This is a genomic window from Pseudoalteromonas sp. BSi20480 (assembly GCF_000241365.1).
GTDB lineage: Bacteria > Pseudomonadota > Gammaproteobacteria > Enterobacterales > Alteromonadaceae > Pseudoalteromonas > Pseudoalteromonas marina.
Window position 1 is genome coordinate 59,489 of the sequence record NZ_BADX01000048.1, and the last position, 15,133, is coordinate 74,621.

Here is a 15,133-nt window from a genome sequence, read left to right on the forward strand (position 1 = left end):
ATTAACTCTTACTCAAATTAACCGCCGTATAATCTTTATCAATAAATCTTAGTATACAACCAATACAAGCTATTAATTAAATAAAGATTTAATTTTGATGTTCGTATTGGCCTCTATATACCTCAAATACTTTTAAAACAGTATGTTGGTCTTTTGATAGATTATCGTACCAGTCATCAAATAATTCATCATTTTCTTGCTCGCTCAACGCCATATAATGAGCTAGTAGCTCAATAATGTCGTTATTATCGCAGCCAAGATGGTTAACTTGCTGTGCTAAGGCACTATGGTCGCGCTCTCTTAAGGTCTCCATTACCCCTTGATCTATTTGTTCTTGTTGTATTGCGTCGCTCATAAAATACCTCAGTATCTACTGTAAATATGTTTAACTATTTTTATTGTTGTGTTTATAGTTATAACAGCCTAAACATGAATAGCCAGTATTTTTGAACTAAGTGATTACTTTTTGATTTATTTGTTTAAATAGCCACCAAGAGTGCTTATAAAAGCATCACATATTGAAAAACCAATAAAAAACACACCAAATTACAACTCGTAATTGTTGTGTTTATAGCTATCTAAAAACGTCGTATTTTAGGGTGAGCGGCAAGGCAAGGGTATTAAAATGAAAGAGGTAACACGTTAAAGTTACCTACATATTGGTGAATTTATTTTACAACAACAGAAAACTCAGGCACAGCTTGAATTACTTTTTTAACAGTACATGTATTTACTGCCGCAATTAATGCTTTTTTATACTTTTGAGGAAAACCATCAGGCAAATTAATTTCGATTGAAAATAACTTTTTACCATTTTCATCTACATTTTCGTTGTTTTGTGTAAGTGTCATACCTTCTGTAGAAATGTCACGTTGCTCACAAAATTTTCGCGCATAAAACCCTGCACACAAAACCATACTCACTAAAAAGTAGTCAAATGGTTCTGGGTGCTCTGCACCACCACCAGCCGAAATACTCTGATCGCTAATGACTTCCAAATCACCAAATTTAGCACTTTGCTTTTGGCCTTCTAATAATGAAACCGAAATTTCCATAACTATTCCTTACTTTCCAAACAATAATTCAAAAAAGCCTGGTGGCTCATGTAGTTTATGATATTTTTTTCGTAAATCATCAATGCGTTTAAGCGGTACTTTAGCAGCAGTAAGCCCTTGCTGATTAGCCGCTTTTTTTGCAAGCCTTGCTTGTGTAAGCACTTTATCAAGCCCCTTAACCGACTGTTCGGGCTTCTTGTAAAACTTTGCCGTTTTGCTTACTTCCACCAGCTTAATAAATTCATCAATTGCGGTATTAAACTCTGTTAACTGGCTAGCTTGTACCGCTTTTTTATAAGCAAGCCCTGTGTTTTTCATGTTTAATTCTAGATCAATAGTCTCGCTAGCATAACTGAGCGAGCTAAATAAAATTACAATAATGAGGTAAGTGTATTTCATGAAAAGCCCTAATAAAACTGATAATACAAATTGTATCAAGTAAACAGAATAAAGTAACGAATCAGCAATCACTCTTTATATGCTGTAAAGGGGGTTTACAGCATATTATTGGTAATTGTCAGCATTAAGTTAAAATCAAATAACTACCTATCTTACTAACATTGAATATATCTAGATCAACAAATGAATAACGACACATTTAATAAAGATGATGAAATTTACTCAATTTAAACATTTATTTTAATAACACCATTGAACGCCCCGCTCGCTAAATCAGCAAAAATATACATTTAAGTAACTTAATAGCACAATTAACAAACACACCTGTTAATTACATATGCAATTAAACTAGCATTTTGATGAGTCAAATAAACAGCAAATAGATCAAAAATACCGCGTCAATTTTAATATTAATAACTCAATGTAAACAACGCAGCTAAAAAAGGTAACAACCAAGAAAGCCCCATCTTATTGTCATCATAATTTAAACAAAAGTAACAACTTAAAACACTATAAATAAAATTAATTTCAAACCTTAATACAACAATATAGGGGCTTTCAGAGGGTTTAATCTTATTTACGAGCGTGTAATAATCGTTAGTTCTTTAGCCAAATGTGATGACAATGTTGCTATTTAACTATGCCAATTTTGTTAAGCATTTTTTCATAACAAACACCCATTAGGGAACTCATGAAACATTATTCTTTAATTTCCAACAGCATTAAATGTGCACTACTAACCGCTGCTGCAACAGCGAGTAGCACAGTATTAGCTCAAGATGAGCAGATAGCAAAAAAAATAGAGCGTGTTGAAGTAACAGGCTCTCGCATATTACGTGAAGGTGCTATTGCACCGGCTCCCGTAACAGTTATTACTGGCGATCAACTAATAAATAGTGGCGCCGTTAATATTGGTGAAGCATTAAACAACCTCCCTGCACTGGGTAGTACTTACTCAATGGCTAATTCTGGTCGCTTTATAGGTACTGCAGGTTTAAACATTCTTGATTTACGTAATATGGGAACAGACCGTACACTTGTACTTGTAAACGGTAAACGCCACGTATCAAGTTCTGCGGGCTCACAATCTGTTGATACCAATACAATACCAAGTGTATGGATTGAACGCGTTGAAATTATTACTGGTGGCGCCTCTGCTGTATATGGTGCTGACGCCGTAACGGGTGTAGTTAACTTTATTTTAAAAGATAATATTGAAGGTTTAGATGTAAGCCTAACCCGTGGCTTTGCCGACCTAAATAGCTATAACAACAAAAAAGCGACTTTTTCATACGGTTCAAACTTTAATGATGATCTTGGTAATGCAGCTTTTGCAGTAGAGTACTCTTCACAAGAGTCGTTAAATGCTTTAGACCACCCTTGGACTAGCACATCGTTCAGAAGCCTTCGTAATCAGGCACAAACCGATGAAAACAAAGACAGCGCAGACTTTCCAGACAAAATACTAACACCTAACGCTGGTTACTACGCGATCAACAACGCAGGTGTTTATGCATTAGAAAATGGTTACACAAATAGCTTCAACCCAGATAGTACCGCTCGCGATTTATACATTGGTGACAATGTTGACGGCCTTTCATGTGCTAACTGTGACTTTTTTAACCTAGGTCAGTTTGAAGAAATTCAACCTGAGTTTGAACGTTACAACGTAAACTTTAAAGTTAACTACGATGTGACTGATGATTTAAATGGTTACTTCGACGCTAAATATGTAAATAGCCAAGGCGAAAGCATAGGCCAACCTGCGTTTTTCTTTTTTGACAGCGACAACAGCATTAAGCTAGATAACCCATACCTAGACCCAAGCATTAAAGCGCGTATGGAAGAAGAAGGTGTTGAGTCAATCATGGTTAACCGCATGATGACTGACTTGGGCCGCCGCGTTGAAAACAACACCCGTGAAACAACCCGTTTTGTTACAGGCTTACAAGGCACTGTATTTGAAGATTGGGAACTAGATACATCAATCGTATACGGTAAAACAGAATTAGAGCGCGAAAATGGCGCTAACATGATTTTAGCAAACTACTTTAATGCGCTTGATGCCGTTGAAGATGCAAACGGTAATATTGTGTGTCGTAGCGCAGAGGCGCAAGCTGATGGCTGTGTACCTGTTAATATTATGGGCTTTGGCGCACCAAGCCAACAAGCCATTGATTACATGAACACAGTGTCTATTGGCGACTCCACCATTGAGCAAACTGTTGTATCAGCTTCGCTTGCAAACGGCACTATTTTTGAGCTACCAGCCGGTTATGTAGGTATTGCTTTTGGCGCAGAGTATCGTAAAGAAGAAAGCGAAACGAACGAGCCAGATAACGCAGAAGGTACATTTTTTAACGCACTAGGCGAAGATAAAGGCTCGTTTAACGTGCGTGAAGTGTTTTTTGAAGCTTCAATGCCTATCTTAACTGATTTACCGCTTATTCAAGACTTAGTGTTTGATACCGCGGTACGCCATGCCGATTACAGTACTATTGGCGAAGCAACTAGCTGGAAACTAGGCCTTGATTGGACAGTAAACGACGAGCTACGCGTGCGTGTAACGCAATCTGCTGCCCTTAGAGCGCCTAATATTGGTGAAGTTTTTGGCGCACCTAGCCAAACTTTCTACAGTGTTGACGATCCATGTCGTGCTGAAAACCTAAATGACTTGTCAAACAGCACGACCCGCCGCGCTAACTGTGCCGCATTAGGTGTAGCAAACGATTTTAACTCAGACTACGATTCAGCGTCTTTAAATGGCTTAACAAGCGGTAACCGTGACGTAAAAGGTGAAGAGTCAACAAGTACAACGGTAGGTATTGTTTACCAACCAGAGTTTATTGACAACGCAGTATTAACTATCGATTACTGGGAAATTGAACTTGAAGATGCCATTGATACAATCAGCGCGCAAGATATTCTTGACCGCTGTGTAGACAGCACTACTGGGATCAACAACCAGTACTGTAACTTAATTACGCGCAATGCAAACAGCGAAATTTCGTTAATCCAAAACTCTGTATTAAACGTGGCGGGTCAAAAAGCATCGGGTGTTGATTTCGAACTAGGCTACGATTTTGAAGCCCTAGAAGGTAGCTTTAAAACACGTTTAATTGGTACTTACTTAATTGAACGAAAAGACTACCCTTTCCAAGATGATCCAAGCAACTTTATTGAAGCAGCAGGTACTTCTGGCGAAGCTAAATGGCAAGCAAATCTATCTGTAAGCTACTCAATTGACCGCTTTTTCAGCACTGTTGAAACACGCTTTATTGACGAAGTAGACCTTTATACAAATGTTGAACTTGCTCAAAACTCAAACCCTAATAGCAACATGAGCTACGGTAAATACTTTATTACCGATATGACTGTAGGTTACAGCTTCGATAGCGGTGTTGGCGTTAAAGTAGGTGTAGATAACCTATTTAACCGTGAACTACCATACGGTACACGCGGTACAGGCGCCGGTAGCGCAAGCTACGATAACATTGGCCGCTTTGGTTATGTAAGCTTTTCTTACAAGCTTTAATTTAAAGTGAATAATAGGCCAGGCAACGCTTGCCCGGCCTATTTGTTATTTTATATTACTTAGCCAAACACATTGATACGGTTCAAGTTCAATCGTTAACTGCCCTTCCTCTATTGTTTTTCCTGACACTAAGTCAAACCACTGCTGAGTATTAATTAAATTTAAGTCAGCTAATAAAAGTGTTTGCGGTTTATCGCTAATATTAAATACACAAAAAATACTTTGCCTGCGGTCTATACTCTGGCGCCAAAAGCCAAATAATCCACCAGAAAGATGTAACGTAAACTGAGTGGCATTAGGATGGAATGCACGTTGTTTTTTGCGCACACCTAATAAGTTTTTAATTGAAGTGAACACTTTGTGATGATGGCTGTATTTTTCGCCAATTGCGGCTAACAGTTTTGATTCTTGCCAACGATGACGATTAATTGCCCTGTTGTGTTGCGAGTTTTCAAAACGTTCATAATCATTGGTTGTGGCAAGTAAACTATGAATATATAAGCCAGGTATCCCCTCAAGCGCGAACATAATGGCATGCGCGCACATAAAACGCTCAAAGCCAAATTTGTCAGGCCCATTATGTGTTCCTTGCATTGCATCAAATAACGCAATATTTAACTCATATGGTGTATGGGTGCCATCATTACTGGTTCGCATTGAAACGCGACCACCAAATTGCATGGTTGTACTGACCAGCGACGCCACTTCAGTTGGCTGTAATAATCCCTCAATTGGACGAAGCCCTATACCATCATGAGACGCAATAAAATTAAAGTATGCGGTACCGTTTTGCGCAGGTGGCATGCTCATCATCCAATGCTTGAGTGCCGAACTATCACCACTTAATAAGGTATGCAGTAGTAACGGAGGTAAAGCAAAGTTATAAATAGCATGCGCTTCATTGGCATTACCAAAATACGACAGGTTTTCTTGGTTTGGTATATTTGTCTCAGTGATGATCACCACACTTGGCTCAACATGCTCAATAAGCGTGCGCATTAGCCTAACGGCTTCGTGGGTTTGTGGCAGGTTAATACAGCTTGTATTAAGTTGTTTCCATAAAAACGCCACTGCATCGAGCCTAAAAAGCCTCACACCGTTATCTAAATAATGACGAATAATGCCTACAAACTCTTTCAAAACCTCCGGGTTTGCAAAATCAAAGTCAACTTGATCATGGCTAAACGTACACCATACATGCTTTTCACCACTGGGAGTTGTTACTGTATTGAGTAAAGACGATGTGCGCGGACGAACAACTTGGCTTAAATCATCGCTTAAGCTTGCAGTTTTAAAGTAATCTTTGCCAGGGTGTAGATCATTTAAAAAATTTTCAAACCAAACGCTTCGACTAGAGCAATGGTTAATAACTAAATCAGCCATTAGCTTTACATCTTTAGCAATGCGTTTTATGTCTTCCCAATCACCTAACGACTCGTTGACTTGCACGTAGTTCATCACCGCAAACCCCTCGTCAGAGCTATACGGGTAAAAAGGTAAAATATGCAGGGCGTTAATTTGCATATCGCACTGCTCTTTTATAAATCGATGCAAGGTTTTTAGTGGGGCTTCGATTGGGTTTGCTACCGCAAACTCAGTGCCGTCGTGCTTTATAATCGAATCACCATAAGCAATCAGTACAATGTCTTGCTCATCCCATCGGTTAGTGTGTGGAGTTGGGTCGCGAAGTGGACTGTCACCTAAAATAATTTTAATGAGTTGCTGTGCAAACTCTGCTATCGATATAGGCAGCTCAACATCTTGGTAAATAATGTGTAGGTGCTGCTCTACTCGCTGTAAAAATAATTCATTCACTGTACTCACACGCGACTCCTTTAACCGTTTTTATATTTATTTTTTTAACTTAACTGTATTCTTCGTTATCGAGCTCTACCGCCTCTTTTAAACGTTCAAATACATCAGGCATAGCCGATACCACTCGGTTCCAACTTGGCACAAATGGCGCTTCCATTGGGTTATCTAAAAAGTGTTGGCCTGCTTCCATAATGTTTTGTGCAAACATTTCTACGGCTTTTTCTTCTTGGTGAACATCCAGTGTTAGTCCGTTCATAAGCGCATCATTGTGGTAGGTTTCAATAAAATCTAAGCCAATTCGGTAGTACGTTGCTTTTAATGAACGAATAGTTTCGCTAGTAAATGTCACCCCTTGGGTAGCGAGTTTTCTAAATAATGCCTTCGTAATATCAATCGACATTTTAGACAAACCGGCACTTTGATCGTCAAGCGACAACGCTTGATGTTTGTGATCGTAGTTATCGGCAATATCTACTTGGCATAAACGGTTATGCGAATAGTTTCGATACATTTCACTCAATACGCCTATTTCAAGCCCCCAGTCACTTGGAATACGAATATCGTTTAATACGTCGCGCCTAAACGAAAACTCACCCGCTAATGGGTACCTAAACGAATCCATATATTCAAGGTAGTCTGTATTACCTAAAATGGTTTTAAATGAGCGCAACAAAGGTGTGACTAATAAACGCGATACGCGCCCATTAATTTTGCCGTTGGCTGTACGCGGGTAAAATCCTTTACAAAACTCGTAGTTAAAACGAGGGTGTGCAACCGGATAAATAAGACGTGCAAGTAAGCTTCTGTCATAGGTTAAAATATCGCAGTCATGAAGCGCTATAGACTCAACCTCGGCGGTTGCAAGCTTATAACCCATGCAATACCAAACGTTACGCCCTTTACCCAGCTCTCTTGGTGCAACGCCTAATTCTTGAAGCTCTTTATCAAGTGCTTGCAAACGTGGGCCGTCGTTCCACAACACTTTGTGATTTTGGTTTAACTCTTTAAAAAAACCAAGTGCATGGCGGTATTGCTGCTCATCGGCTCTATCTAAGCCAATTGTTATTTGCGACAAGTACGGCACTTCTCTTAACTCTTTTATTATATTTTGTAGTGCAGGACCTTCTAGCTCACTAAATAAAGAAGGAAGAATTAGTCCCATAGGGCGTTGTTTACTAAAGCTTATTAGCTCTTCTTCTAGTGCTTCAATCGGTCTATCTGCAATATTGTGTAAAGTCGTGATAATGCCATTTTGATAAAAATCAGCCATGTGATTTTTGCTCCTCAATAGTATTTAAAATGCTGCTAATGCTTGGCAATGTTGTTATTTCTTCAACCCAGCCCTGCGGCGCGGGCGATTGAGAATAACGTGCCTTGTTATGCGATAATTTAACCGGCTTTTTACTGCTTGGGTTATTGATGATGATGGCGATATCAGCGTGTTCTAACATCTGCTTATCGTTGTCGCTATCACCTAGGGCTATTACTGTGAGAGGCTTTCTAAAATGTTGAGCAAATTGTTTAACTAACCACTGCTGCGCAGCGCTTTTATCTGTATTTTTAGCAATATGAATAAATCGGCCACCTATCTTTATTTCGTAGCCAAGTGCTGTTACGTCATTTACAAAGGTATCGAGTAATTCATCACTGCCATACCAGTACAAAGGATCGGAGTAATCGCGTGTTTGAGCGCGCCTAGCTTGCGCATTGTTTAATCCGGTAAGCTCGCTTATTTGCTCGCTGCTTAACTCACTAAATAATTTATAGTGTGCTTTATATTGTGCATCTAATGAGTCTAAATCACTTAACAAGCTTGATAGCGGAGACGCTAAGGCGTAACACCAATAACCTGCCACTTCTTTACAGCCTATTGGCTTAAGCTCAAAATAGTTTTGCGGTACAAATACTGCTGCGCCATTTTCAACAATAAAAGGTTGCTGAATGTTTAACTCGTTTTTTATTTCAACCACTTCGCAAAATGTTTTGCTGGTATTAAATACCACAGGAATGTGTGCGCTTTGTAACTGCTGAAGTAGCTCACTTACATTGTTTGTGTTGTAATCTGTATGGTCGAGTAAAGTACCGTCTAAGTCAGTAAAAATAATAGGCTGTAAGGTATCATCACTTGTTAAGTGCATGCTTACTATGTCTCGATTGCTATCAAGCTCAATGAGTGCGTTTGCTTTGCGACTCAATGTATTTAAGTTTTCACGCGTTATACGCTCAAAGTGAGAAATAAAATAAACTAACTGCTCGTCTGTCATCGTGCCTGTACCAACACCACTTTTCGCTATTAGCTTTTGTTCTTGCTCTTTTCGCCACGTAAAAACATCTGAAAAGCTAGGCGCTTTGAGCATAATTTTATAATCTATTTTATTAAAAATAGATTTATATTCGTTTGCTAAGCAGCTATTTATACAACGACGCCACACACCTTCTTTATCATTTAATTGTTCTAATTCATTCAGTGGCTCGCTTAGTGAAAATAGCGGCTGTGGCTCGCTTCCTACACACCACCCTTCTAAAAAAACAATATCAACAGGGGCTACATTTTTAACCCAATCTTGCTCTGCAACGCAGTCGTCTTGGTGTTTGTTAAAACGTGGTAATGCTATGCCCACCTCACCGGCTAATAACTGAGTAATTGTTTTATTCATCAGGTCGGTATCGTGTGTACCGGGTACGCCACGTGTTACAAATAAAAGATGTACGTCTTGAGCTAGTTGCTTACGGCTTTCTTTACCTAGATAAAAATCGTCGATTGATAAAGCGACCGTATTTAACGACGTATTGTTGCTAAACCACGTGACTAAAAAGTCTGCAAGGGTTGTTTTGCCGGAGCCTTGGCAACCATTAATGCCAACAAAAATAGGAGTTGATGATTTTTTTGATTCGAGAATGTCATGCGCAAGAGGTACAAAGTACTGCTCACTTAAATATTGATACTTTAAAGGCAGTTGATGCTTTGCTAAAAACGGGGTTATATCCACAATATTGGCCTCTGACATAGTAACTCCTTAAATACATAGTGTTCAGAGTACTAAATGCAGGGACTAGACCAACATTATTTTTATAACCTTTTTAATAGGTTATAAAAAAGGCGCGTTTAAAACGCGCCAAATTGGTGCAAATATTTTAACTAATGTTCAAAGTTAAGCAGCGGTTTGCTCTACTTTGGGGAGTACTAAATTAAGCACTATACCTAAAACGGCACACAAGCTAACGCCCTCTAAACTAAATTGACTGCTGCCTATGTGCATTCCGCCAATGCCACACACTAAAATAAGGGCAACAATACTTAAGTTACGGGGCGCTGTTAAATCATCACCCGACTTAACCAACGTATTGAGTCCAACGACCGCAATCGAACCAAATAATAAAATCATAATACCGCCCATCACAGGCACCGGTATGGTTTGTAACCCAGCCCCCATTTTTGCAATAAATGCCAGAGCAATAGCAATAATAGCGGTCCACATCATTACTTTTGGATTAAAGTTTTTAGTTAGCATTACCGCGCCAGTCACCTCTGAGTACGTGGTGTTTGGCGGGCCTCCAAATAACGATGCTGCAGACGTTGCTAATCCATCACCAAACAAAGTACGGTGCAGACCTGGCTTTTTTAAAAAGTCTTTTTTAGTCACTTGGCTTATAGCCATCATATCGCCTATATGCTCAATAGCTGGCGCAATGGCCACAGGCACCATAAACAAAATAGCCTGCCATTTAAACTCTGGCAGTGTAAAGTTTGGAATAGCAAACCAATGTGCATTACTTACCGCATCAAACTGTACTACCCCCAACGCAAGCGATAAACCATAGCCCGATATTACGCCTGCCAATATAGGAATTAACTTAAATACTCCTTTACCCCACACGGCAAAAATAAGCGTTACCACAAGTGAAAACATGGAAATTAAAATAGCACTGTTGTAATCAATAAGCTGAACGCTGCCATCACCTGTTTTACCCATTGCCATATTAACTGCAACAGGCGCAAGCGCTAAACCTATCACCATAATAACGGGGCCAACAACAACCGGTGGTAAAATTTTATGAAGAGTCGCCACACCTTTAAATTTAACTAACAAACCTAACAACATATAAGCAACACCAGCGGCCATTAATCCGCCCATCGTAGCGGGTACGCCCCACATTTGTGCACCTGCAATAATGGGAGCTATAAACGCAAACGAAGAGGCTAAAAATATTGGTACCTGCCCTTTAGTCACTAATTGAAATAGTAATGTGCCAACACCTGCAGTAAATAGCGCCACACTAGGATCGAGTCCCGTTAATAACGGCACCAGTACCAATGCACCAAATGCAACAAATAGCATTTGTGCGCCGGTTAAAATTGTTTTAATTGAAAACGTTGCGTTACTTTTCACTACACACTCCTAAATTTAAACATTGCTTTTTGCAGTTATAAAGTAATAAACAAACACGAAAAAGGCCTTCCTCAGAAAGCCTCTTTAATGATTGCGTTGCCCATAACGCGAAACACAATTAACGCTAATTAATGACGACTACACCGTACCAAATATTTTATCACCCGCATCACCTAAACCAGGCACTATATATCCTTTCTCGTTTAAGTGGCTATCTACCGCTGCGGTAAATATTTCTACATCAGGGTGAGCTGCTAACGTTTTTTCTACCCCTTCAGGGGCTGCAACTAACACTATAACTTTGATTTCTTTACAGCCCGCTTTTTTTAACATGTCTATTGTGGCAATCATCGAGCCACCTGTTGCAAGCATCGGGTCAATAACCAAGCTAAGACGTTGTTCAATGTTACCAACCAACTTCTCAAAATAAGGAATTGGCTCAAGCGTTTCTTCGTTGCGTTGAAGGCCAACTACGCTCACTTTAGCCGCAGGCAACAACTGCATAACACCATCCATCATACCTAAACCTGCACGTAAGATAGGCACCACTGTAATTTTTTTACCTTTAATATGCTGTACGTTAAGTTTGTTGCCATCCCAACTGGTTATTTCATTGTCTTCAAGGGGAATATTTTTCGTTGCTTCGTACGTTAATAATGTGCCGACTTCTGAGCACAGCTCACGAAAGCTTTTAGTGCTAATGCCGAAAGCGCGCATTAAACCTAATTTATGTTGAACAAGTGGATGAGTAATAACGTGAATAGCCATGATGAAAACCTACTTAGACAATAATTAGCGATATTTTATATTAAAAATGAGCATTTGACCTGTAGTTTTAAACCAATTCTCATACATTGTGCGCAAATATATGTGTTTGTTTGATATTTATGCACAACACAATTGTAAAAGTTTAGCTGTTGGTTTCAAACCAACTAACAACTTGGTCATGCATATAACTATTTATTTTGTAATGCTCCGGGCTCCAGCCAGCTAAAAAAGCGATAAAAATCAGCCCAAGCAGCAGGCCACAACGCTTTCCATTCCTTTGTTACCGCTTGAGCAGGTATATTAGGCTGATACTGAGTTAGCGCATGTTCTAACTCATAAAAATAATAGGTAAGTTCGCTTGTTGCATGAGCATGTAATTCTTCACAGCTATAGCAGCTCGTCATAAAATACATAACATCGACTATACCAACGCCAGCGCCTGTGTACTGAAAGTCGTAACCACGTATCTCATTATTTGAATTAACGGCAAAATTGGCCACTTTAGCATCGCCATGTAGTAACGTTTTATACCTAGCGTGTTCTAACTGGTAAGCTAATTTTTTAGCTGCCGCTTTTATATCAAACTGATTATTAGGGTTTGATACAAGCGCGTTAAATTCATCGGGCCGGGTATTTAAATGCCAATAACACCCTTGCTCCCACAAATCATCATGCTGCTTATTTAAATTAAACGCATGAAAGTGAGCAAGCCACTTTAATATTGGCTTTATATGCAACGAGCTGGCTTGCATAAACCCAAACTGAGTAAAATTTTTAAATACCAGCGCATACTCATCGCCACAATTAATAGCACTCACACATTCAATACTGTTTGCTGTTTTAGGTAAATGCTGGCTGTAATGCTTATAAAAGTTATATTCAACATTATAAGACTGCTGCTTTCTTTTTAATGCAAATTCGCTTTGCTTAATTTTTGGATGGTTTATGTGGCTGGGTATTCTAATCGCCTTTATAACACAAGGCACATTATCAAGCCTGCACTCAATAATACTGCCACACCCGCTCCAAAGCGAGTTAAGTGTTGCACCTATTTCAATATGTTTAAAGTGAGGCTGTAATAAGAAAAGGTAAAATGCCATAGCTGTATTAAGTAATTAATTTTTTGTAGTTTAGCATTAGACGGTATTATTAGTGAAAGTACTTAATTAAACCCAATGCTTTAACAAGCCCACAGCTTTTAATTTAAATGGCACCCTTTTTAATTTTTTAGTTGTGCTTCTCGCTGTCGCATATACATGGCATCTATGATCGAAAAAAGTGCTTTAACATCAATGGTGCTTCCTTGAGATTTAATGCCCCCATCTTTTCCTATTAAAGTAACGGTATTGTTTTTGAGTTGATATTGCTGCCTAACATTTGACATGAACGACTCGGATAACCGACCAGAATAGTTAGTTAAAGCCTCACTTTCTTTCAAAATAAACCAAACTATGTGTCGGTCATTAATCCCTTCTGAACTGTGTTTCATTAGGCTTAATACGTTCTCAGTATCTGTAGGTTTATTTAATATAATCAGGCGATTTTCCCATCGTAAACTGGATAAGTCATTCAATGGAATACTTTCACTAGCATTCGAAAACACGCTGAATACGAGTAATAGAAGGTATTTGAGATATCTCATAACATAGCCTAAAAATAGAGTTTATAAGTAAAATACGTTCTATTTGGCTTTGCGGTTTTGCTTATTTTACTTTTTGCAATCGGGACTGAAAAGTACAAGTGTAATCGATATCATGCGAGCAGCTGCGGGTACAATAATGTGTTTTTCAAGCCAACCTCACTTGTCAATCACCTCTATTGAGATGTTCTTGTACTTCATCCGAAAAACCAGCAATTTGCTCCGAACTTAGTAATCCCTGTAATTTAAACAAACGAAGCTGAAGCATAACTTTCGCTCTCGAATTATAATCAAATATTTCCGACATTTTTTTATCGCAACTATTAATCAACTTATACAAGCTAATGTATTTTTCGTGGTTCGAAAGCGCATCATTATTAATCCTTTCCACGGCGTCATCTAAAGTCATTTTGCAATATCTGTCTAACGTAGCAACCTTTACTTTTTTAAATTGTTTCCAATCTGCTTCCGAAATCATTTTAACCTCTTTAGACCTAACTAGCCTGTAATTAACTTGTTTTAATTTTATTTATCTAGCTTAAACAACCATAACCGAGTCCTATTTGGGTTCAATTAGTTCTACCAATCTTACGAGAAATGTTAGAAGAGGATATACGGTTGTTTTGGTTTTTAAAATCACATACACACCTTGCGCTTTTAAAGAATGAATGCCCAGCGCTTCGGCAATGTCCTTTGACATGACATCGTCTAGTAAGCTTAGTTCTACTACTTTGATTTTGAAATTAACGAGGTAAAACCCTGTCTTTCTAGGTTGGGTATATCTAGGCATTTTAGCCTCCCCAAAGTGATGAGGAGGTGTCCACTAAAACGGGTGAGGAGCATTATCCGACTTCAATCGTTTGTTATACGATGCCCAATTCATTCCGCATTTCCAAAAAGATGAGTTTTTGTAATTCAATAAGCCTTTTACCCTCACCACTTAACTCTGTAGACATATAATCTTGAGAAATTCTATTGGCCTCCTCTGGATCAGTAATGAACTTGGTAGCATTTGTATTCATCCAATTCAGAAACTCAACTGTTTTTTCTTGGGTTAATTCTAGAGACTCTACATATTCATCTAGTAATTCAAGAAGCTTTTCACCAGCTTCAAGCCTTAACCCGTTAATTTCATTTTTAAATGTCAAAAAGATTTCTGATACATCTCCTTGAACTCTTAGCATGCTGCGAATGTAGTCGGCCGTATTCTCTTCAGAGGGATCATTCAAGATATCCATCATTCCTTGTTGAAATCCATCGAATACTGCTTTTCTAGATTTAGCAGTATATGAATCCATCAGAGTATAATATTTTTTATATATTGTTAGTTTGCCTTCATACAGTTTTTTCTGCCTGTCCAAGCCGAATTCTAATTCGCTTTTCAATTTAGCTAATTCTTGATCGTATTCGTGCTTAATTGACTGCTTTAGACGTTCTTTGAACCAGAAAATAACAATGACATTAATAAATGCTGTAACAAAAGTTGATGTGCCAATAATTGCAACTAAGTCCATTTAAACCACCTATTCGT

General features: G+C 38.6%; 12 protein-coding genes and 2 pseudogenes. 1 reads left to right on the forward strand and 13 read right to left on the reverse strand.

The genetic code is table 11. From position 1 onward, the window contains the following. Positions 1–88: 88 nt before the first annotated feature. The 3 genes from P20480_RS13315 to P20480_RS13305 all read right to left on the reverse strand — a co-directional run bounded on the left by P20480_RS13315 (position 89) and on the right by P20480_RS13305 (position 1,454). Positions 89–355: a hypothetical protein gene (locus P20480_RS13315; RefSeq protein ID WP_006791740.1), complete on the reverse strand. Its 267-nt coding sequence runs from the start codon at positions 353–355 to the stop codon at positions 89–91. Between the two features lie 313 nt (positions 356–668). Further along, positions 669–1,055, reverse strand: coding sequence for an OsmC family protein (locus tag P20480_RS13310; RefSeq protein ID WP_008127939.1), 387 nt, complete (start codon positions 1,053–1,055; stop codon positions 669–671). A gap of 9 nt (positions 1,056–1,064) precedes the next feature. Beyond that, positions 1,065–1,454, reverse strand: a complete 390-nt coding sequence (locus P20480_RS13305; protein ID WP_008127943.1) for a cytochrome b562 — start codon at positions 1,452–1,454, stop codon at positions 1,065–1,067. Positions 1,455–2,145: 691 nt separating this feature from the next. Here P20480_RS13305 and P20480_RS13300 point away from each other — a divergent pair. After that, complete coding sequence (locus tag P20480_RS13300; RefSeq protein ID WP_008127945.1) at positions 2,146–4,989, forward strand: TonB-dependent receptor domain-containing protein; 2,844 nt, start codon at positions 2,146–2,148, stop codon at positions 4,987–4,989. Between the two features lie 45 nt (positions 4,990–5,034). Here the strand turns inward: P20480_RS13300 and P20480_RS13295 are convergent, their stop codons facing one another. The 10 genes and pseudogenes from P20480_RS13295 to P20480_RS19785 all read right to left on the reverse strand — a co-directional run bounded on the left by P20480_RS13295 (position 5,035) and on the right by P20480_RS19785 (position 15,116). Beyond that, positions 5,035–6,813, reverse strand: a complete 1,779-nt coding sequence (locus tag P20480_RS13295) for a sugar phosphorylase (protein ID WP_008127947.1) — start codon at positions 6,811–6,813, stop codon at positions 5,035–5,037. Positions 6,814–6,853: 40 nt separating this feature from the next. Next, a complete protein-coding gene (locus tag P20480_RS13290; protein WP_006791735.1) occupies positions 6,854–8,074 on the reverse strand; it encodes a glycosyltransferase family protein in 1,221 nt (406 codons plus the stop codon). Continuing rightward, entirely contained in the window at positions 8,067–9,812 is a 1,746-nt protein-coding gene (locus P20480_RS13285) for an HAD-IIB family hydrolase (RefSeq protein ID WP_008127949.1), read from the reverse strand. The genes P20480_RS13290 and P20480_RS13285 overlap by 8 nt, the downstream gene beginning before the upstream one ends. A gap of 144 nt (positions 9,813–9,956) precedes the next feature. Next, positions 9,957–11,195, reverse strand: coding sequence for a uracil-xanthine permease family protein (locus P20480_RS13280; protein ID WP_008127951.1), 1,239 nt, complete (start codon positions 11,193–11,195; stop codon positions 9,957–9,959). Positions 11,196–11,333: 138 nt separating this feature from the next. After that, positions 11,334–11,963 carry a uracil phosphoribosyltransferase gene (gene upp, locus P20480_RS13275; RefSeq protein WP_006791732.1) on the reverse strand — a complete coding sequence of 210 codons (630 nt, stop codon included), beginning with the start codon at positions 11,961–11,963 and terminating at the stop codon, positions 11,334–11,336. A 142-nt stretch (positions 11,964–12,105) separates the two neighbouring features. Then, positions 12,106–13,063 (reverse strand): annotated as a pseudogene (locus P20480_RS13270) (protein kinase family protein). A 119-nt stretch (positions 13,064–13,182) separates the two neighbouring features. Beyond that, on the reverse strand, positions 13,183–13,605 hold the full coding sequence (locus P20480_RS17790) for a DUF4174 domain-containing protein (RefSeq protein WP_033025152.1): 423 nt from the start codon (positions 13,603–13,605) through the stop codon (positions 13,183–13,185). A gap of 163 nt (positions 13,606–13,768) precedes the next feature. Beyond that, positions 13,769–14,080: a hypothetical protein gene (locus P20480_RS17795; protein ID WP_033025155.1), complete on the reverse strand. Its 312-nt coding sequence runs from the start codon at positions 14,078–14,080 to the stop codon at positions 13,769–13,771. 180 nt (positions 14,081–14,260) lie between these two features. After that, positions 14,261–14,392, reverse strand: a pseudogene (locus P20480_RS17800) (IS3-like element ISCps9 family transposase); the annotation flags it as partial. Positions 14,393–14,465: 73 nt separating this feature from the next. Continuing rightward, positions 14,466–15,116, reverse strand: a complete 651-nt coding sequence (locus P20480_RS19785) for a hypothetical protein (protein WP_008127960.1) — start codon at positions 15,114–15,116, stop codon at positions 14,466–14,468. Between the last annotated feature and the right edge of the window lie 17 nt (positions 15,117–15,133).